The organism is Niallia sp. RD1 (genome assembly GCF_024219955.1).
Lineage (GTDB): Bacteria > Bacillota > Bacilli > Bacillales > Cytobacillaceae > Niallia > Niallia alba.
In genome coordinates, this window is sequence record NZ_CP100420.1 from 490,942 (window position 1) to 511,485 (window position 20,544).

At 35.6% G+C, this 20,544-nt stretch carries 16 protein-coding genes, 1 pseudogene and 1 riboswitch; of the genes and pseudogenes, 4 read left to right on the top strand and 13 right to left on the bottom strand.

Annotation, left to right across the window (positions count from 1 at the left end):
* Positions 1–366: 366 nt before the first annotated feature.
* From NKG37_RS02410 to NKG37_RS02445, 8 genes are all read right to left on the bottom strand, one after another.
* Entirely contained in the window at positions 367–888 is a 522-nt protein-coding gene (locus NKG37_RS02410; RefSeq protein ID WP_101729385.1) for a KdsC family phosphatase, read from the bottom strand.
* Positions 889–896: 8 nt separating this feature from the next.
* Positions 897–1,880 (bottom strand): KpsF/GutQ family sugar-phosphate isomerase, encoded by a 984-nt coding sequence (locus NKG37_RS02415; protein WP_254415738.1) that lies wholly within the window; start codon positions 1,878–1,880, stop codon positions 897–899.
* Positions 1,881–1,898: 18 nt separating this feature from the next.
* Positions 1,899–2,726, bottom strand: coding sequence for a 3-deoxy-8-phosphooctulonate synthase (kdsA, locus tag NKG37_RS02420; RefSeq protein ID WP_040342925.1), 828 nt, complete (start codon positions 2,724–2,726; stop codon positions 1,899–1,901).
* Positions 2,727–3,014: 288 nt separating this feature from the next.
* On the bottom strand, positions 3,015–4,322 hold the full coding sequence (locus NKG37_RS02425) for a nucleobase:cation symporter-2 family protein (RefSeq protein WP_101729388.1): 1,308 nt from the start codon (positions 4,320–4,322) through the stop codon (positions 3,015–3,017).
* A 1-nt stretch (position 4,323) separates the two neighbouring features.
* Positions 4,324–4,932, bottom strand: coding sequence for a xanthine phosphoribosyltransferase (locus NKG37_RS02430; RefSeq protein ID WP_016202133.1), 609 nt, complete (start codon positions 4,930–4,932; stop codon positions 4,324–4,326).
* 164 nt (positions 4,933–5,096) lie between these two features.
* A riboswitch (purine riboswitch) is annotated at positions 5,097–5,198 on the bottom strand.
* A 458-nt stretch (positions 5,199–5,656) separates the two neighbouring features.
* A complete protein-coding gene (locus tag NKG37_RS02435) occupies positions 5,657–6,517 on the bottom strand; it encodes a hypothetical protein (protein WP_101729390.1) in 861 nt (286 codons plus the stop codon).
* A gap of 404 nt (positions 6,518–6,921) precedes the next feature.
* Positions 6,922–8,112, bottom strand: coding sequence for a MalY/PatB family protein (locus NKG37_RS02440; RefSeq protein WP_016202131.1), 1,191 nt, complete (start codon positions 8,110–8,112; stop codon positions 6,922–6,924).
* Positions 8,113–8,280: 168 nt separating this feature from the next.
* On the bottom strand, positions 8,281–12,789 hold the full coding sequence (locus NKG37_RS02445; RefSeq protein WP_254415739.1) for an immune inhibitor A domain-containing protein: 4,509 nt from the start codon (positions 12,787–12,789) through the stop codon (positions 8,281–8,283).
* Positions 12,790–13,076: 287 nt separating this feature from the next.
* On the opposite strand from NKG37_RS02445, the gene NKG37_RS02450 reads away from it, so the two are divergent.
* Positions 13,077–13,634, top strand: a complete 558-nt coding sequence (locus tag NKG37_RS02450) for a BsuPI-related putative proteinase inhibitor (protein ID WP_101729393.1) — start codon at positions 13,077–13,079, stop codon at positions 13,632–13,634.
* Positions 13,635–13,721: 87 nt separating this feature from the next.
* On the opposite strand, the gene NKG37_RS02455 is transcribed toward NKG37_RS02450, so the two are convergent.
* Complete coding sequence (locus tag NKG37_RS02455) at positions 13,722–14,609, bottom strand: ATP-binding protein (RefSeq protein ID WP_254415740.1); 888 nt, start codon at positions 14,607–14,609, stop codon at positions 13,722–13,724.
* Positions 14,543–14,989 carry a PAS domain-containing protein gene (locus NKG37_RS02460; RefSeq protein WP_254415741.1) on the bottom strand — a complete coding sequence of 149 codons (447 nt, stop codon included), beginning with the start codon at positions 14,987–14,989 and terminating at the stop codon, positions 14,543–14,545. The genes NKG37_RS02455 and NKG37_RS02460 overlap by 67 nt, the downstream gene beginning before the upstream one ends.
* 191 nt (positions 14,990–15,180) lie before the next feature.
* Between NKG37_RS02460 and NKG37_RS02465 the strand changes: the two genes are divergently transcribed.
* Positions 15,181–15,651: a hypothetical protein gene (locus tag NKG37_RS02465; RefSeq protein ID WP_169189168.1), complete on the top strand. Its 471-nt coding sequence runs from the start codon at positions 15,181–15,183 to the stop codon at positions 15,649–15,651.
* A gap of 53 nt (positions 15,652–15,704) precedes the next feature.
* Complete coding sequence (locus NKG37_RS02470; protein WP_169189169.1) at positions 15,705–16,946, top strand: MFS transporter; 1,242 nt, start codon at positions 15,705–15,707, stop codon at positions 16,944–16,946.
* On the opposite strand, the gene NKG37_RS02475 is transcribed toward NKG37_RS02470, so the two are convergent.
* The 3 genes and pseudogenes from NKG37_RS02475 to NKG37_RS02485 all read right to left on the bottom strand — a co-directional run bounded on the left by NKG37_RS02475 (position 16,943) and on the right by NKG37_RS02485 (position 19,603).
* Positions 16,943–17,233, bottom strand: coding sequence for a hypothetical protein (locus NKG37_RS02475; protein WP_016202125.1), 291 nt, complete (start codon positions 17,231–17,233; stop codon positions 16,943–16,945). The two genes, NKG37_RS02470 and NKG37_RS02475, sit on opposite strands and share 4 nt — an antisense overlap.
* A 460-nt stretch (positions 17,234–17,693) precedes the next feature.
* A pseudogene (locus NKG37_RS02480) lies at positions 17,694–18,983 on the bottom strand (PTS transporter subunit EIIC).
* Positions 18,984–19,147: 164 nt separating this feature from the next.
* Entirely contained in the window at positions 19,148–19,603 is a 456-nt protein-coding gene (locus NKG37_RS02485; RefSeq protein WP_224427808.1) for a hypothetical protein, read from the bottom strand.
* A 180-nt stretch (positions 19,604–19,783) separates the two neighbouring features.
* On the opposite strand from NKG37_RS02485, the gene NKG37_RS02490 reads away from it, so the two are divergent.
* Entirely contained in the window at positions 19,784–20,506 is a 723-nt protein-coding gene (locus NKG37_RS02490; RefSeq protein ID WP_016202120.1) for a 3-ketoacyl-ACP reductase, read from the top strand.
* Positions 20,507–20,544: the final 38 nt, after the last annotated feature.

Sequence of the window (20,544 nt, forward strand, 5' to 3'; positions counted from 1 at the left end):
TTGTTTTTTTCGCTAAATTTTCTATAAAAAAACCTATTTTTAAATTATATCAACATATCTTTTTTCACCATGCCCACAGTCAGCATACACTTCGCTTTCCATGGGGCTCGCGCTGAGCCGCTTCGTCGTCGTTTCACTCTTGATTGGTCTAATCTGTCTCGCTAATCCCACAAGATACTATGTGTATGCTGACTGCTCAATATTACTAAATAAAGATTCACCCATACGTAAAAATTCCTTACACCTAAGAATCTAACTATATATAAATATAATAAAAATCCATTAATACACACTAAATAAATCGGAATAATATTTTTTATAAAAAAAGGAAAGTGCTATTTTTCCATTAGCACTTTCCTTTTCGTTCTATTGAGTTATTTCTGCTTGTTTTGATAAAAAAAGCTGTACTATTTCTTCTTGACTATATTTTTGTAGGAGAAGAGAATCGATCATTTCTCGAACTGCCCCATCTCCTCCATTTGAATCTGCAACAAACATGACTTGATCTTTTACCATATCCATTGCATTTTTTGGAGCACATGGCCATCCTACCTTTGTTAAAATAGGAATATCGTTGAGATCATCACCCATATAACATACTTCCTCAAAGCCTATTCCTATTTCATCGATTATCTTCTGAAGTGTTTCTAATTTATCGTGAATTCCTTCAAAAACATAGTCAAAGCTCAATTCCTCTGCTCTTTTTCTGACTGCTTTCGACTTCCTGCCTGTTATAATAGCTGTCTTTATCCCCGCTTGTTTTGCCAGACTAATGCCCATACCGTCTTGTGTGTGAAATGCCTTAAACTCGGTACCATCTGAACCAATATATAGTCTCCCATCTGTTAATACACCATCAACGTCTAATACAATTAGCTTAATCCGCATTAATTACGTTATATACCTAATTTCATTAAATCATGAAGATGAAGCATTCCAACGGGTTTATGATGGCTATCAATAATTGGCAATACGGTAATTTCTTTTTCCTCCATTAATTGTAGTGCTTCAGCAGCTAAAGCTCCTTTTTCCACTACTATAGAGGGAGCAGAGATTAAATTTTCCACATTTTCATTCAATACATCCATTGTGAGCGCAAATGCTCTACGAATGTCACCATCTGTAAGGACACCGATTAATTCATTTTTCTCATTTACAATCGATGCGGCTCCTAGTCCTTGATCTGTCATCGTAAATAAAGCGTCCTTTACTTTATCTCCTTTGTGGACAACTGGATTTTTTCTTGTGTGAAATATAACATCATCTACCTTTAATAATAATTTTCTTCCTAACGAACCGTTCGGATGATAAAGAGCAAAATCTTCTGGCCTAAACTTGCGTGCCTCTAGTAAGGCAATTGCAAGTGCGTCACCTAATGCAAGTGTTACCGTTGTACTTGTTGTTGGTGCTAATCCTAACGGACAAGCCTCTTCAAACTCTCCTAAACATAATGTAACATCGGCTTTCATCCCTAGAGTAGAAAACACATTTTTCGTAATAGCAATCAACTTTGCCCCAATTGTTTCAATGGATGGAAGTAATCTTACTACTTCATCACTTTCTCCACTATTGGAAATAGCAAGCACAATATCATCAGACGTCACCATTCCTAAATCCCCATGTAAGCCTTCAGATGGGTGTAAAAAACAAGATGGCGTTCCAGTACTTGAGAAAGTCGCCTTTATCTTTCGAGCGATAATCCCCGACTTGCCTATCCCAGTTACAACCACTTTTCCTCTGCAGGCTAAAATTAATTGAATAGCATCTTCTGCTGATTCATCCAATATATCTCTTAAATCCAAGATTGCCTTTGCTTCTTTTTCTAGAACGATTGCTAAAGTATCTGTATAATCGAATTTTGGCAAATTAATTTCTTGCATATCAACCACTCCCATTCTTTACAGATTTTTCACCAATGCATCAATCTCGACAATCGGCTTTAACACTTCCTCTAACTCAGCTAATTTCACCATATTTGGTCCATCTGACATTGCTTCATCTGGATTAGGATGAACCTCCATAAAAATCGACGAAATCCCAACCGCAGCAGCGGCTCTGGACAAATAAGGGACAAACTCACTTTTCCCGCCGGTCGTCGTGCCATTTCCACCAGGTATCTGGACACTATGGGTCGCATCAAAAACAACTGGAACTCCCAATTCCTTCATCGTGATAAGAGATCGCATATCCACAACTAAATTATTATAGCCAAATGTAGAACCACGCTCTGTTAATAGAATCTGTTCATTTCCAACCTCCCTTATTTTTGTAACAACATTTTTCATATCCCACGGTGCCAAAAACTGTCCCTTTTTTACATTCACTATCTTCCCAGTATTTGCTGCCGCTACTAATAAATCTGTTTGTCTGCATAAAAAAGCAGGAATCTGCAGAATATCTAACACTTCTGCTGCGACTATTGCTTGTGCTGGCTCATGTACATCTGATGTGATTGGAACATCAAATGTCTCCTTTACCTTGGCTAAAACTTTTAGCCCGTTCTCCATTCCCGGTCCTCGAAATGAATGAATAGAAGAACGATTTGCTTTGTCATAGGAAGCCTTAAAAATAAATGGAATGTTTAGCTTCGTTGCTACCTCTTTTAACTGCTCTGCTGTTTCCATGACAAGTTTCTCATCTTCTATAACACAGGGGCCGGCAATTAGAACAAATGGAGCTTTATCTCCAAATGAGATGGTATCATTTAACGTGACTACTTTAGTAATAATACATACCTCCTTTATTAGTTAATGCCATATGATTTTAATGATTAAATTTGTTTGTGAAAAAGTGGTAAATGAAAGAAAGAAAGGAAGATTATTTTTCTGAATTTTCTAACTTTACACCGTGTAGTTTACATAATATATTAAGTTGGTTGCTTTGAAAAGTACTTTGTAATATTATCTGACAGACTTTTTTCTCTTTTCCTCTAGAACCATTAATTTTTCTGACAAAAAAGACTTTTCCTATTTTTGGAAAAGTCTTTTTTTAACACTCTATTTTAGCGTCTAAAATTAAGCTACTGTCTTTTCTTCTATTTGTGCTGTTTTTGCACGGGAACTTGGAATAATATTAAATAAAATATTTAAGATTATAGCGGTTATTCCACCTGCTACGATACCACTTTGGAAAAGAATACGGATGTTTTCTGGGAATTCCATGAAAATATTAGGAACGACCGTAACACCAAGACCCATTCCAATTGAACAGGCAAGAATTAATAAGTTTCCTTGTTGATTAAAGTCAACCTTTCCTAACATTTTAATTCCATAGGACACAACCATTCCAAACATTGCAAGCGAAGCTCCTCCAAGTACTGCTGTAGGAATTAATGTTGTAATAGCTGCAATTTTAGGAATAAATCCTAAAATAACTAAAATTGTACCAGCAGCATAAATGACATTCTTCGTTTTTACACCAGTTAGCTGAACTAGACCAACGTTTTGAGAATACGCAGTGTATGGAAATGAGTTGAAAATTCCACCAATAACAGATGCTAACCCTTCTGCACGGTATCCCTTTCCTAAATCTTCTTCTGAAACCTTTTTGTTTGTAATATCACCAAGTGCCAAATAAACGCCTGTTGATTCAATTAAACTTACGATCGCCACAAGGGTCATCGTAATAATAGAAGTTAAATCAAAAGTTGGTGCTCCAAAATAAAACGGAGTAATTCCATGAATCCACTTTGCGTCTCCTACTTCTGAAAAATGAACCATCCCCATAAACGCTGCAACAATCGTGCCAATAATAATACCAAGTAAGATAGAAATTGTTTTGATAAATCCAGTTGTAAATTTATTAAGCAATATAATAATAGCTAGTACTCCAAAAGCAAGAACTAAGTTTTTTAGATTACCAAAGTCTGCACTTCCTTGTCCTCCCGCCATATCATTAAAAGCGACAGGAATCAAAGTTAGACCAATGATTGTTACTACAGAACCAGTTACTACCGGCGGAAAGAATTTTACTAGTTTACTAAAAATAGAAGAAATAAGTACAACAATAATACCAGAAACAATAATGGCGCCATAAATTGCAGTTATTCCATGCTTACTCCCTATTGCAATCATCGGACCAACAGCAGTAAATGTACAGCCAAGCATAACGGGAAGACCAATCCCAAAGAATTTATTTTTCCACACCTGTAGCAATGTAGCCACACCACAAGTTAAAAGATCAATCGAAATTAAATAGGTTAGTTGTTCAGGTGTTAATTTTAATGCTCCACCAACTATTAAAGGCACTAGTACAGCTCCAGCATACATTGCTAGCACATGCTGCAGACCTACAGACCACGTTTTTACTGTCATTTTTTCCATTTTAATATCCTCCTGCATAAATGCCTTCATGTGTTCGTTGTTCCGCAAATGTAACTTTTCCATCCTTTAAGGATGCTATTCTGGCTAATGATTCTAAGCGATAGCCTTTAGCAATTAAATCATCAGCTCCAGGCTGAAATGACTTTTCGATTAATATCCCAATCCCACTTACCTTAGCACCAGCTTGCTCGACAATATTTGCTAAGCCTAAAGCAGCCTGTCCATTAGCTAAGAAGTCATCAATTACGAGAACATGATCATCTGGATGAATATACTTTTTGGAAACAGTAATTTCATTCGATTCTTGTTTTGTAAAGGAATAAACCGTTGCAGTATATAAGTCACTTGTTAACGTAAGCGACTTTCTTTTTCTTGCAAAGATTACGGGAACATCTAATGCTAGACCAGCCATGATAGCTGGTGCAATCCCAGATGACTCTATCGTTAATATTCTAGTAATGCCTGCCTCTTTAAAAATGTTCGCAAATTCTAGGCCAATTTCTTTCATCAGATGAGGGTCCATTTGGTGATTAATAAAAGAATCTACTTTTAATACATTATCACTTAAAACAATACCTTCTGCTTCAATTTTTTTCTTCAATAACTCCATTACTAGACTCTCTCCTTTTTTGGAGGACAGTTTTTAGCAGCAAAGAGATGCTCGACTATCCTTAAATAATACAAAAAAAAGCACAGTTACTTACTCTATGAGTAAGCGACTGTGCTTTTTCGAGCAAAATAGACTGCTCTATTTATGCATAGATCAGTATATCTCCATTTTATACGCTTACCCGTAGTCAGACGATTAACGGTCATCTGGTAGAAACTTGCAGGCCATATTCCTGCTATTATACGAGTTTTATATTGTTTGATTATTTGACAACATAATGGATTATAACGGATTTTCGCTGAAATGAAAACTAAAATTTTAAAAAGGTGAAAGTTTCCAGCTTTTTCACTTTAAATAACCGTGCTTTTATTTAGTTTCCTTAGAATAGGTAAAAACCCATCGATCATCCATTTGCTTATTGGAATAGTTATTTAACCTTTTGCCATTTCTAAAGAAATTTCAAATCCCCACATCCTAGTTGAATTGGATACCTTATACTTTTTCGGTAGCAATACGCCGAGAAGACGCACCGCTTATTCTTGTATGACGGATTTCATTGATGCCGAATGCTTTGGTGTCATTCAAGCTTCCCAAATATCTTCTTATCGTCTCGTTTGAATCTAACGGGGAACTTCAAAATTTAAATCCGTGCTTTTCATTGAATACATGTATTTAATGTGGATGAAAAAAGGAATCAAACAAAAATGTCTGATTCCTTTTTTCATTAATTTGCTTCCTGGCTCCAGCCAAAAAGTTCATTCTCTCTCTGTTCCGACTCTAAAACCGCATGATGAAAGGTTCTGAAATCAATTGCCTGATCTTTTTTCTCTGTAATCACCTTAATATATTCACCAATCTTCACCTTATTCTCTGGGGAAACTTGGCCAAAAGGAATTTCCGCTGATCTTCCATAGTAAATATTAGCTGATTTATTAGCCAATTTTATTTTTTTACTATTAATTAAATAACGTGAATTAGGAACCGTATAAACTGTCTCCCAATCACTCTCTGTCTCGAATTTAATTTTTGATAAATGTTCTCCCGCAACCGAAATAAGGATAACATCTGGTTGTAAGTATTCAATAAGTTCATGCCATAATTTTACACCTTCTGCTTGAAGGTCTTTCTTCGCTTCTTTGCTTAAACTATCCCAAGTAGGATTTGTTGCAAGCGGTGAGCAAATATCTGTATGCAATGCCGTATTTTCTTTGTTACCATAAAAGCTTGCATTTATTCCATTCAATAACGGTTCAAAAGAAGGCTCATACCATGCTTTATATGGGTCTTTTTCAAAATACTGGTCAAGTGCAGTAATATACTGTTGATTGAATTGATAGTGATGGTCTCGTTTCATCGATTGAAACCTTTGGAAAGGGTCAGGGTCAGGGAAATCGCGTCTAGACGGATTTAGACCTACAGTAATGATGCGGATAGGGGATTCAAAATATTTCTTACTATTACCAAAATACATAATTGGCATCGAGGGCTTTACAATATACGTCCTCTCTTTCTTACTTTCATACATTTCCCAATACTTTTTAATTAATTCGGTTTGTACTGCCTGTTGAATAACAATAAAAATCATCCTTTCGATTTAGTAGAAAAAATATAGCAAGTCCACAAAAAAGTGGAATTCCTTCCTCTCTATTATATATTATCCTTAGCCTATTGGTAAAGAATACGTCACGTTTTATAAAAAAACTTTTAAAGGTTAAATATAAGAATATGCTGCATTTTGATTGTTTTAAAACTATCTAAATATATTTTGGTATTTTTTTCATTCTCGTGTACTGCTCAATAAATACCAGCTTAAGCACTTATTCATTTTTTATACAGTAGGATAGCTATGTAATCTATCTATATAAGTAAAAAAACGAATACAAGGAAAAGGGCCTAATCATAAAAGATACGTTTTAAACAAGTGTATTCATTTCAAGTACACTTATGTTAAAAGGATCTTAATTAATCAGACCCTACACATAGACTAACTTATTTCAAATCAGCAAACTCTCTCGCGATTCTTTCTAACGCTTCTTTTATAATTGGTCTAGGCGAAGGAATACAAATTCGTTGATAAGTAATGCCTTCTTCTCCAAACATACTTCCATCTTCTAGTAACACATTGGCTCTATGATAAATACGCTCATGTACTTCTTCTGGTGTAATCCCATAACCACTGAAATCCATCCACATGATATAGGTTCCCTCCGGAATCGTCACTTTCACCTTTGGCATATGTTCATCTATGTATGCCTTTACCCATTCCATTGTTCCGTCAATATATTCCTTTAGTTCCTCGAGCCATTCTTCTCCATCATTATATACTGCAATAAGTGCAGAGATCGTAAAAGGTGATGCCAATTGGTGACCCATTTCTTTATTAAAAGCCTTTCGCAACTTTACATTCGGAATAATTAAATTAGTACAGTGGAGTCCTGCCACATTAAATGTTTTATTGATAGCCGTACATGTAATCAAATGATCATTATTTGCTGCTACCATAGCAATTGGAGTGAATTTCTGATTACATCTGATCAAATCACCATGGATTTCGTCTGCAATAATTAACACATTATGTTTAACACAAATCTCATTTAAACGCGTAAGTTCTTCCACTGTAAAAATGCGCCCAGTTGGATTATGGGGATTACAAAGAATAAACAGCTTCGTTGATTCTTCTTTTGCTTTTGCTTCAAAATCGGCAAAATCTATTGTATAGTATCCTTCTTCATCTTCAAGTAATGCATTATTTCTAACCACTCTTCCATTTCCTTCAATAGCAGAAGTGAATGGTGGATACACTGGACGTTGGATGATTACACCGTCTCCAATCTCTGAAAAAGCTCGAACAGCCATGTTAATAGCATGAACCGTTCCTGGGCTGTAGACAATAGAATCTCTGTCTATTTCCCAATTATGTCTTTTCTTGAACCAATGCTGAATCGCTTCATAATACTCATCAGGAAAAATAGAATATCCATATATGCGATTATCAACCGTTTTATGTAATGCATCTACTAAGGCTTGTGGCACAGGCAAATCCATATCTGCCGTAAATAGCGGAATAGTTTCTTCATCATATCGCTCTGTTAGCCCCATCTGCTTAATAATCTTTCCACCATCCCATTTAATGGAATACGTATTCCGTCGATTTACTACTTCATCGAAGTTATTAATCACTACATCCACCATCCTTTTTCTAGTTTGAAGCCATTATAACATGGAGAACAACCAAAATACCTGTTCCTAACATTTCCTAAAACGTTCATTCAACTAAAACTCTAAAAAAAATACTATACAGAGAAAAGATACTATCTCTTCTCTGTACAGTATGAAATCATACATTATTTACGCTTTTTTTCTTCTTTGAATAATGAATAAACTTATACCAGCAACAATAATAATCACACCTGCTAAAATCCAATTATAGGTCGAAGTTGCCGTGTTAGGCAGATTACTACCGGAACTACTGTTTGTACCCCCTGTGGTTTTTGTTCCATTTGAATGACCATTATTTGCAGTTCCATCTTTAGTAGAATCGGATGGTGTACCATTATCTGATCCGTCATTATCATCCTTAACTATATCCGGTTTTTCATTGACAATAATGATTCTTTCTACAGAAATTTTATTGCCAGAAGAATCAGCAACTGTATAAGTTAGTGTATAGGCTCCTACTTTATTCGTATCTATTCGTCCAGAAATCACTACTTTATCAGTTATATTACCATCGACATTGTCTTTCGCTTTGTAACCAGGCTCTTTATATTTCTCTCCTTTTATAAGCGTAATAGAATGGCTACCTTTTAAGGTTAACTCTGGTGCCGTTTTATCAACGACTTTAACAGTACGTTTAGCAGTTGATTCATTTCCGGCAGCATCTGTCACTGTATACATAATTGTATAAGTTCCCACTTCAAAGCGAAGTGTTCCAGATACTACTACTTGATCCGTAATATTGCCATCTAACGTATCAGTAGCGGTAAATCCAGGCTCTAAATAGGCTTGACCTAAATCTAAGGTTATCGTGTCTTCACCAGAAAGCTTAATTACTGGTGCTATCGTATCTTGAACCGTAACCGTACGAGTCGCTATTGCTTCATTACCACTAGAGTCGATTACATGATATTTCAATTCGTATTCTCCTACTTTTGTTACATCTACGCTTCCATATACCGCAACAGATTCAGTGAGATTTCCATCGACAATATCGGTAGCAGTATATCCTGATTCTACATATTCTGTACCGCCCTCAATGACGATTTTTTCTCCACCCTCTAAAGCTAGATTTGGTGCAGTTGTATCTATTACTTTTACTAGACGTGTAACAGAATAGCTGTTATCACTGGAATCCGTAACTGTATAGGTTAACGTATATTCACCTGGTTTCGATATATCTACTTCACCAGTAACTTCAACTTTAGCTGTAATATCTCCATCGACATTATCGATAGCAGTATATCCTAGTTCTATATATTCCTCTCCAGCTTCTACTTCTACTGTTCCATCTGTTAAGGAAATATAAGGCTTTTCTTTATCGACAACATGGATTTTTCTTTGGACTTCTACACTATTTCCAGCAGTATCACTTACTGTGTAAATTAATACATATTCTCCTGGTTTCTTTACATCCAGTGATTCTAAACCTTTTACCTCAACCGTAGAGGTTAAATCGCCATCTGCATTATCGATGGCAGTATATCCTGGTTCTACATATTCAGTACCAGCTTGAATGACTAATGGGTTATCACCTTCTAATGTGATGGCAGGTAATTCTGTATCAACATTAAATGCATTAGACGTCCACTGAATTGAATTTCCTAATACATCTTTCCCACGAACATGAAGATAATAGGTTCCACTCTGTCCTTCTAAGGTTAATGTATCTCCATTCTTAAATGGTTTCCACGCATTTAGTTCTGTTACCGAGTTTCTCATTCCTTTTGCCGTTACGGACTCTACAGAATCTAACTCTTTCGATTCAGACCATAAATATTCTAGGGTATCATCCTTCGCATCTGGAATATTCACCGTTACTGAAACATGATTAATTGGCTCTGTTGAACCATTATTTTCTCCAACATCTGGAATTGGCGCTTCATTATCTACCGTAAATGTATCTGTTTTTGACACGATTACTTTGTCTGCTGTTGCTACGGTAACTTCTAGCGTATATTGACCAGATTCTAATTTTTCAGGAAGAGTCAGCTGGAAGTTTAACTCTTTCTCTTCTAAATCAGAGACATACTTTTGTTCCGCAGAAACAACCGTATCTTTCTTATTATTTACTACTTTTGCTGTTACAGTAATAGCTTGATCTAATGCTTCATCGTCACTAATGACAGATAAATCAAGGGTATTATAGCCTTCATTGCTTGAATAAGTTTCTTTCAAGCCACTAACTTCTACTTTTGGATTATGATCATCATAAGATAATTGAATCTGTGCTACACTGTTGTCCTTCGCTTGTGAAAGTACACTAATATTTAATCCATATTTCGGCACATTTCGTCCAGAGTATATTTGACCTGGATTAGAATAATCTTTGTAATCATTAAAAGTCGGAACTGCTGGCTGAGAAGGTAACGTGATACTTGTATTATCAACAGCTAAATAGTCGATAAACATTTTATCAGTTGGATTTAAAGAAAATGCTGCATCTTGGATTTGGTATCTAGTAGAAGCTACTTCTCCACCAGACCAAGCTGCGGTTGCTTGATGTGCATCTACTACTCCTAAAAATCCGTCACCTGGATGATCTCCTACCCAGTTATTGTCATATAGATTGTCCACATACCAAACAACCATTCCTGGATCAAGTGTCAATACAGAGTTACCGCGTGTTATTCTACCTAACGCTGTATCCGCTGCCGCCCAGTTTCTCCATTCCACTAAGTAATAATGCTCTGACTCTTTTAAACCATCGCTTTTAGTAAAACCTTCAAGTGTAAATGCTGCATCATCAGATTCTACATCATCTACAATAACGTCTTCTCCATCAATATTTACAACTAAATCATCTACATATAAACCTGGCATCGCAACATAACTATCTGTCCAGTAATTAATTTTCAGTTTAATTGTTTTACCTGCGTATGCAGATAAATCAAATGAAGCAGTTACCCATCCATTCGATGTTCCAGTAATACCATGCCCTGGATTTTGTCCATATCCTTCTGGATCCTGATCTGTTGTTATATTACCTGGTATTGCCTTCCATCCTGACCCGTCATCTACTTGGACAGATCCGTAATCCCAATTTTCTTCAATATCGTAATTAGCATTAAAGGTAAATTCAGCATGTGTTGCTTTCGTTAAATCTACTGTTGTAACAAGATCATTATTTAAATCATTTCCACTTCCACTATGATACTCATATTGCCCACTAGTTGGTGTATTAATAACTGTTTTCTTATTAGGAAGAGACACTCTTACTGCATCTGCGTTTGTCCCTTTCATACTTGCTTGGTCGATATTAAGTGTTTTTGTACCATCTATAATATCTTCTAGGCTATATTCTACTGGTTTGAACCAGTTAGAATTTGGCCATTTATTTTGCAAGTACTCCTTATCATATGGACTAAATCCAGTAGGCTCTGTACCCCCAATGATCCCTGCCCAGCTTCCAGAGGCCATGATCGTCCAGTAATCTGTAGGAGCACCTACACCACCAGCCGTATAATTCGTATCATATTCATCAGGTAAACCTAAGTCATGTCCAAATTCATGGGCAAAAACGCCTGTTGCACCATCTTCAGGTTGAACGGTGTAGTCATAAGCAGTTAACCCTCCACCCCAGTAAGGAACTTCTGCTTGTCCTTCCGTACCAGGAATAACAGTAGGCTCTGCTAAACTCCAGCTATGAGACCAAATAGCATCAGCACCAATAGCACCACCGCCAGCTTCTTCACCCGTGCCCGCATGCACAATCATTAAATGATCAATGATTCCATCTGGCTCACGGTAATTGCCATCTCCATCTAAATCGTAAAGATCCTCTTTGTCAAATTGTGACAAATCAATATTAGGATCTTTTGATGCAGCTTCTAATGCTTCTTGTACTAGATCTCTCGGTCGAATGTCACTTCCATCTGCTGTAGGATAGTTTCCTCCATAATAAGCAGCTGGGTGCTTTGCAGTATACCAGTCAGATACAACGCCATCAATTGTATAACTCCCACCTGATTGTTCTTCATAGTATGCTTTCATTGAAATGAAATTTTCGTCATTTCCACCTTTGTATGTAGAGTCTCCGAAGACCATTTGTTCATAGTGTTCTTTTGTGTAGTCATCGTATAATAGAACAGGATTATCCTCTTTAGTAATACTGCTATGTGGATAATCAGGGAAGTCAATAAGTAATACTAATACTTCATCTGTAGTTACTTCACCATCCCAATTTTCTTCTATAATAGAGTCTGGTGATGTCTTTTTCGCTGCAATTTTCTCTTTTTTTGACTCTTTCGGAGTACCTGCCGCTACAGGCCCTAGTCCTGCTTTCTTTTGAATACCATTTCGTACTTCTTTCGGATCATCAACTAATGCCTCCGCTTTATCAGCACGCTTCTTTAAATAGGATAATAATTTCTTTTGTTGTTCTTCTTTCGAGGCATTTTTACTAATAATTCCTTGTTCAATTAAAGATGCAAGTACTTTTTCTTCATTTACCATTCCAATGTCAAATGGACCACTTGCATGTTTGCTCACAAAAGGTAGAGCTGAATCATCATGAGTATGTAATACTGGGGTGGACTTTGCTTCTACTTTATTAACTGATCCAAATAATGAAGCAAAGGAAGTAAAAACTAAACTTGCCGATAATACGAACGTTCCCATTACTTTCTTCCAATTTACCATTTCATATCCCCCAATGTTTTTTATGACAGATTTAATGTCCTCTCTTTAGCTCTGTCACTGTATAATAAATACAGATATATGAATATTCTGAGATGTCTGAATAATACTATAACAAAAACAATAGGGAAAAAGAATATATTTTTATAATTATTGAAAATTTCTTACTTTTTACTCATTTTTCTTACCCGCTAATATAATACTATTATAATAAAATTGATATTGTGTAACACTATAATGTTCTGTAATTCTTTCTATGCTTAAATCAAAATAAGAAAAGGAGCTTTTTCATGGCGCTTAAAAAAGGAATTATTTTCTCCATCATCCTATTATTAACAGCTTGTTCAAACGGAAAGATAACAGAAACTCAGGAACAACCTTCCAGCAAACAAAGTGAATCATCTATTGAATTGCCATCACATAAATCAGTGAAAATCGATAAAAATATAGAGGCTTCTATTCCTGCAAAAGATGATTTCGACTTCCAAGATGGGGACAAGAATGTTTTAAGCATGATAGAAGCTTCTATTTCTTATACCCAAGAGAAAGATGTCTTACTTTTTGTTTTTCAAATAACCAACAACGCCAAGCATCCATTTACTTTTCATTTTGATACAATGCAACAATACACTTTCACTATTCGAAAAGCGGATGGAGAAGTTGTGAAAGAGCTAAAAATGACAACCAATAAAAAGCTTCCTTCAACTCTATTCTTGAAACCTGGGGGAACAGTTGTCTATGACGTTTCAGTGAAAAAGTTACCTCATGGTTCTTATACTATAAATTTTGTCTTTCCCTCAAAAGAATTAACCTTGAAGAAGTCTATCGATTTTTCCATAGAGGAGTAATATTATTATAAGACTTGTTCCAAAACCTAAAATTCCGCTTCATACAAAAACCCCCACTAATCAGTGCGGGTCTTACATCTAGCTCTTTCAACCTTTAGAAACAGTACCAAGTAAAGTGTCCTGTGTAGCAGCTGGAAAGATTATCGTTGCTTTTGTTCCTTTATTTAATTCACTTTGGAAAATCAATTTACCATTATGGCTTTCAATAATTTTATAACAAGTCATTAAACCAAGGCCTGTCCCTTTTTCCTTTGTTGTATAAAATGGTTCCCCAAGTGTACTAATTCTTTCATCCGAAATTCCTACTCCCTGGTCAATAATTTCAATCGATATATTACCATCTCCCAAGGACGTTCCCTTAATTGAAATATAGCCACCTTCTGGCATGGCTTCGATTGCATTTTGCAAGAGGTTAATAAATACTTGTTTTAGGCGTTTTTCTTCACATAAAATCATTGGCATTTCCCATTCATATACTTCCTTAATCTGAATGTTATGTAAGCTCAATTGAGTATGTATTAACGTAACTACATCTTTAATTATACTGCGAATATCTTTAACTAAGAAAACATCAGCTGTAGGCTTAGCAAGAAATAGTAATTCTCCAACAATACTATTAATTCTTTCAATTTCTGACAATACAATTTCAAAATACTTGTTCTTCGGATTTTCTGACTTGGCAAGTTGAATAAATCCTTTTATTGATGTTAATGGATTTCTAATTTCATGAGCAATTCCTGCTGACATCTCTCCTAAAATCGCTAGTTTCTCTGATTTTTGTAGTAAATTCATCGTTTCTTCTTTACTCGCAGTGACATCTTTTCCTATTGATAATACTGCGTCATTACCATTTAACTTAATCGCTAAACAAGATGCCTCATAGAAAAAAACACTTCCATCCACACGCTTCATTTTATATTCAATATGCGAGAGTGGCCTTTTTTTTCTAACGCAATCTTTATTCTCATTTTCCATCGTTCCATATAATCAGCTGTTACAAATTCTCCAAATGAACGATTAATTAACTCTTTATTACTCTCTGCCGCCATCATTCTAACAGCAGCATGATTAACATAAATCAACCTATTTTCTGGATATGATTGAATAAATATAGATTCAGGTAATGAATCCATTAGAAGACGGTAGCTTTCTTCACTATCCTTGGCTTTCTTTTCGTAGTATTTAGATACATCATACCTCCAGCCAACAATCCATGCTATTATCGTAAACAGGAAAAAATCAATGTTGAAAAATGGTTCATGATTTATCACAAATTGATAAGTAGTAAATAATATGGAGATAGAAACTAACGTAATTTGTCCCCATATTTGCCTATTACGATCCCAAAGCAGCATAGACATTGCCCCTTCAACGAAATAAATTCTATACTTGTTCGTTCAATTGAACGTCTTTTCTCCTATATTAACATTTTTATACTTTAACTTGAAGAGGGTTTACTAATGATAGAATAATTGATTACTTATTTTATTATTTCTTATCGTAAAGTATAATTTAATGAAAGGAACTTCCCAAAAGGAGGAAAATAATGGTAGAGTTTTTTAAAATTATCGCTGAGATTGTCAACATTTTTCACGATATTATTATGGACGTCGCTACAATCCTTGGCTGGCAAGCTACAGACAAGGATTTACATTTATGGATTATCGGTATCATTGGGATTATATCATTTTTTATTGTTCAATTTATCTTTAAACGATTAGCAGCTTGGAGCATCAAAAGCATTTCTTTTATCTATACATTTACGCTTATCCTTGTATTAGTATTTGCAATTGAAATCCAACAAGGGATTACAGGAAGGGGTAATATGGAATTCGCAGATGCTGTTGCAGGGATTAATGGCTTTCTCCTTTTTTTCGGAATATATCTAGTCATTACCTTATTCTTTAAAGGCATTAAAAAAATCGTTAATAAACAAAAGCTTCCATCTAATAGTGATAATAATAGTCCAACGGAAGATAGCAACCTTCCTTCTCGACATTCTCGTTATCACAAATAATATTTCCTTAGAAACTCACTACTTACAACGTTAGAAAAAAGAAAGGATTATCTATGGATTGTGTGAATACTTTTAGTAAGAAACAAGCGAAATTCAATTACTATGTTCTACTTGTTATTATTTTTGGCGGGTTCCTTATTTTCGGATTATCAGAGAATGTCAAAGGTCCTGCCATTCCTATTATTCAAGCCGATTTCCTTTTAAGTGAGTCACAAATAGGTTTTTTACTTGCTATCAACTCACTTGGCTATTTAATTGCCTGTACCTTTACTGCTGCTCTCGCAAATCGAATTGGTATTAAATGGACTGGTATTGTTGCTTTTGCCTCTATGGCTATCTCTGGGATTTGTCTTTATTTCTCAGAAAAGTATTTCGCCCTTTCTTCCTCTTACTTTCTTTTATATATTGGAAACGGAATGCTTGAAATCGGCCTTGGAATAATGGCGGCTCGTATTTTCACGAAAAATACTGGCTTTATGATGAATTTGGCTCATTTTTTCTATGGATTAAGTTCAATGATAGCGCCGATTATTGCATCATGGATGATGAGATGGACAATTGCAGGAGGAGAATTAGGCTGGCGAGGAATGTACTTCATTGTGTTGTTGTTAGCCCTTTTGCCCATCATCCCTTCTTTTTTTGGTAAATTCCCAGAGGAAGAAACAAGCGATGATGAGACAGTTTCTTATCGATTTTTACTCCGGGATCCAGTTGCTTGGCTTATTGTCATGATTCTCTCCTTTGGGGTAGTATCGGAATTGGCTGTAGGAGGATGGTTAGTTAACTTTTTAATTAAAGCGTATTCATGGAATGTAGAAACAGCATCTGGTATGCTATCGATATTTTTCCTGTTTTTTATGCTGTCTAGACTATTTCTTGGCCCTTTAACAGATAAAATTGGCTATACCATTTCTATTATGATTTTTGCTGCTTTTTCCGGTATTTGTAGCTTTGCTGGCATTATTATTGGAGAAAAGGGTGCCATTCTTTTTGCTATCGCAGGAGTTGGTATTGCCCCCATTTATCCAACCGTCATGGCACTGCTTGCCAAACGATATCCTAAAGGAACTGGTACAGCTATCACCTTTACTGTTACTTTAATGGGAATCGCTAGTGTACTCGGCAACCTGCTAATTGGCGTAATTATAGATGGGATAAATCGTTTGTTTTATTCCAGTAATGGTGTCATTGGCCAACAGGCAGGCTATGGATTTATTGCATTACTATCTATACTTTGTTCCATTTGCTGTCTGATTTTATACTATTATTTACGTAAAAAGAACGAGATTCTCTAATGGCTGTTTGATGCATACTTAATCTTTAGATAGATAGATTTTATCGTAACCATTGTCATGATAAGTAGCAAAAAAACAACGCAACATCCAATATAAAACAGGACATTAGGATAATACCCTGATTGATAAAAGAAATAAATAGATATACCTATTAACACTGTAAGAAATAATTCAAATAGAAACGCAGTAATCATAAAAGCGAAGTAAGGATAAATGATTCCTTTGTGGTTTACATACGTTAAAGTCATGCCGTCCCAAAAGCGATCTGCTAGTCTAGTAATACTCAATGTAGCTCTCTCCTTTAAAATTGGTATATATACTAAACTATGAATGCATCTTAAAAAACATGCCTATTCCTTACAACGAACGAGGATGGGACATAAGTATTCCAGCCAAGGATAAATCCGAACAATTATACGAAGATGCTAATGAAAGTTCTGTATAATTGTTTGGTTTTTTATTTGTTTTTAAAAGGAGTTTTCCATGAAGTTTAGTGCGTTTCCCCGCAGCCGGAATACACTTCGCTTTCCGTGGGGCTCGTGCTGAGCCTCCTCAGCTCCGGGGTCTCAGGCTGTCTCGCTAATCCCCGTGGCGTCTACGTGTATTCCGGCTGCTCTGTTTTCCCAACTAATCATATTTCCTCTTGTAAAAAGTGTGCGAAAGCAGCCACTATTTACTAGCTAAATTAGAAATTGTTCGTCTTTACAGCGTATCTATTTAGTTATGTCCCAACCTCAGTCCATTTGCTTAATTAAGCTCTGGCCAATATTCTTTATTCACTTCCAGTAAATCGTCTAAGATCTGTTTAGCTATTTTAGCATTTGGCACCATTCTAGATAATGTAATGGCTTGCCAAAGTTTTTGATAGGAATGTTCTTCCCAAGCTTACACTACTAATTTTTCTACGGCTACTTGTTGCTCCATTAATCCTTTTTGGAATCTTGGAATAGTTCCTTGCACTAATGGTTCTGGACCATTCGCTCCATTATTTTCGACAATTAAAAGCATTCTTTCTTGTGTGTCATATGCAATTGCACAAGCTAAGTCTACGATATAAGAAGCATGTTCATCTATTTCTAACTCTGATCCTTCTGTGGAACCTAATTCTGCTATTCTATTACATTGAGAGAATATTTCCTTCTTAGCAGTGAAATAAATAGCTAATGCAATACCGGGTGCTGCAAACATTTTGGAGTTTCCATATAACCCAAAGCCACCAGCTGGGAACATTGCCTTTAATGATTCCGTGCTTTGCGCAAAGCTACCAAGATTCCCCATCCAATATTTCACAATTCCGTCTTCTACAACAGCTGGACCAAACATAAATGGTGTATAAATAAAATGATGCAAACCTGTTGGGATTAATGCTCTTTCAAAAAGATGATAAAACCAAACACCCATTGTTCCCGAACTAGCTAAAAACCCTTGAAGAGAACCGATTCCAGACTGAACAATCGGCCAAACCCAGGCAACGACAACTGCGATTGGAATCATCATAAAGTAACCAAGGATTACCACGTAAGCAGAACCTTGAAAAATGCCAAGCCATTCGGGTAGTTTCTTTTCAAAATACTTATTATGTAGCCATACAGTTAAACTAGAAATTACAATGGCTCCGATAATCCCTGTATCCAATGTTTTTATGCCAGCAATTAGCTTCATTCCACTAGTACTGCCAACATTTTGACTAAAATCAACTCCGAATGTTGATCCAAAGTATTCTAATATACCTGAAAGAAAATAATTAAAAGTTAGATATACGACGACTGCTTCCATTACAGCACTTGCATTAGCTATTTTAGCTAATCCAAGTGCAATACCTATTACAAAAAACAATTCCATCTGATTAAATACAGTCCATGCTCCATTTTCCAAAATACTTAAGATACTATTCCATGTGGTACCTTCTTCTGCTATACCTCCTACAATTTGAGGATTATTTAGCATAATAGTTATTGCAAGTACAATTCCCGAAAAGGCAAATAAAAGTACTGGTGTAAACATAGATCCCCCATATCGCTGAAGCTTTTGCATCATATAAATTACCTCTCTATAACTATTTTTCTGTATTTTGTTAACTTCTATTTCTATTTAAATATCAGATGAAAGCGGATTCAATAAACTCAAAGCAGTTAGGTAAACTCTATCATTTATAGATAAACGTCCCAACCAACGGGAAATTTCCCAATAAGTTAGGACTTCTATTCCTTATTATCTGAGCTCACTTTTAAATGACCAATCGCAAATACAATAGCTGCTATTCCTAACCAAAAAGAATGTCCCCAAATAGCTGCAGTAATAAAAATACAGCATGGCAAGACTGCTAACGGAATGGGTATGAAGAGAAAAGACTTCATCAGAAACCGATATTCTCGGTCACTTCTAACATACCTCACCCATAGTAGATAATATAGAATAAGAGAAAGAAAGGATAAGAGAAGCCAGCTATTAATTATTTCTCCAGCAGGATTTTTAGTAATGATTACTAAACATAGGCAGCCTATTTGTCCTACCCTTTCAAAAACAACAAAAAGCCATGGTGTTTTATTTGATTTTGAAGGTATATTTTTTGGTGGAAATAAGAGAATAAATAGGATATTCGGTACGAGTAAGCCTATAGCAAGAAAAATACCAATTGGAGACAAGGAAAAAGACATTTAAAATCCTCCTTTTTAGTGGATACTATGTGATTTTATTATCATTGTTTTTCCCCCCACATACAACGAAAAATGAAAATATCTTTCCTATAAGCGGCTTTCTTGCTATCGCGTATTGAAAATAATAAAATAGACAAAGTATCATATACAGAATCAATAGGTTGAAAGGAGTTACTTATAATGGCACAATCTTTAAAAGGAAAAATAGCATTCATTACGGGAGCAGGTAGAGGCATTGGGAAAGCAGTAGCGATTGCATTAGCAAATGAGGGCGTAAATGTCGGCTTACTTGCTCGTACAGAAGAAGCGTTAAAAGAAGTCGTTAAAGAGGTTGAAGCTCTTGGTGTTAAAGCTGCATATGCAACGGTTGATGTATCATCCTTAGAAGAAGTAGAACAAGCAATTTCTACATTAACAAACGAGCTAGGAAAAGCAGATATTTTAATCAATAATGCAGGAATTGGTAAATTCGAGTCACTTTTAGAAATGAACCCAGAAGAATGGAAAAAGATTATTGATGTAAACTTAATGGGACCATACTATGTAACAAAAGCTGTTTTACCACAATTAATCGAAAAAAATGGGGGAGACATCATCAACATTTCTTCCACAAATGGCTTGAATGGGGCAGCAACATCCAGTGCATACAGCGCTTCTAAATTCGGTTTAATCGGAATGACAGAATCATTGGCACAAGAGGTACGTAGAAACAATATTCGTGTTACTTCCTTAACACCAAGCACAGTTGCCACAGAGTTAGCTGTTCAAACAGATTTGATTAAAGGCAGTGCAGAGAAGTACATGCAGCCAGAAGATATTGCTGAACTGATTGTTTCACAGTTAAAATTACATCCAAGAATCTATGTAAAAGCAGCTACTGTTATAGGAACAAATCCTTTCTAATAGTTAAGAAAACAGAGGGCACCAAATTAACTTCAGAA

Excerpts from the sequence above, each read along its gene's own strand:
- NKG37_RS02410 (WP_101729385.1), bottom strand. The coding sequence starts at position 888 with ATGCGGATTAAGCTAATTGTATTAGACGTTGATGGTGTATTAACAGAT.
- NKG37_RS02415 (WP_254415738.1), bottom strand. The coding sequence starts at position 1,880 with ATGCAAGAAATTAATTTGCCAAAATTCGATTATACAGATACTTTAGCA.
- NKG37_RS02425 (WP_101729388.1), bottom strand. The coding sequence starts at position 4,322 with ATGGAAAAAATGACAGTAAAAACGTGGTCTGTAGGTCTGCAGCATGTG.
- NKG37_RS02430 (WP_016202133.1), bottom strand. The coding sequence starts at position 4,932 with ATGGAGTTATTGAAGAAAAAAATTGAAGCAGAAGGTATTGTTTTAAGT.
- NKG37_RS02435 (WP_101729390.1), bottom strand. The coding sequence starts at position 6,517 with ATGATTTTTATTGTTATTCAACAGGCAGTACAAACCGAATTAATTAAA.
- NKG37_RS02445 (WP_254415739.1), bottom strand. The coding sequence starts at position 12,789 with ATGGTAAATTGGAAGAAAGTAATGGGAACGTTCGTATTATCGGCAAGT.
- NKG37_RS02450 (WP_101729393.1), top strand. The coding sequence starts at position 13,077 with ATGGCGCTTAAAAAAGGAATTATTTTCTCCATCATCCTATTATTAACA.
- NKG37_RS02455 (WP_254415740.1), bottom strand. The coding sequence starts at position 14,609 with ATGGAAAATGAGAATAAAGATTGCGTTAGAAAAAAAAGGCCACTCTCG.
- NKG37_RS02460 (WP_254415741.1), bottom strand. The coding sequence starts at position 14,989 with ATGCTGCTTTGGGATCGTAATAGGCAAATATGGGGACAAATTACGTTA.
- NKG37_RS02465 (WP_169189168.1), top strand. The coding sequence starts at position 15,181 with ATGGTAGAGTTTTTTAAAATTATCGCTGAGATTGTCAACATTTTTCAC.
- NKG37_RS02470 (WP_169189169.1), top strand. The coding sequence starts at position 15,705 with ATGGATTGTGTGAATACTTTTAGTAAGAAACAAGCGAAATTCAATTAC.
- NKG37_RS02485 (WP_224427808.1), bottom strand. The coding sequence starts at position 19,603 with ATGTCTTTTTCCTTGTCTCCAATTGGTATTTTTCTTGCTATAGGCTTA.
- NKG37_RS02490 (WP_016202120.1), top strand. The coding sequence starts at position 19,784 with ATGGCACAATCTTTAAAAGGAAAAATAGCATTCATTACGGGAGCAGGT.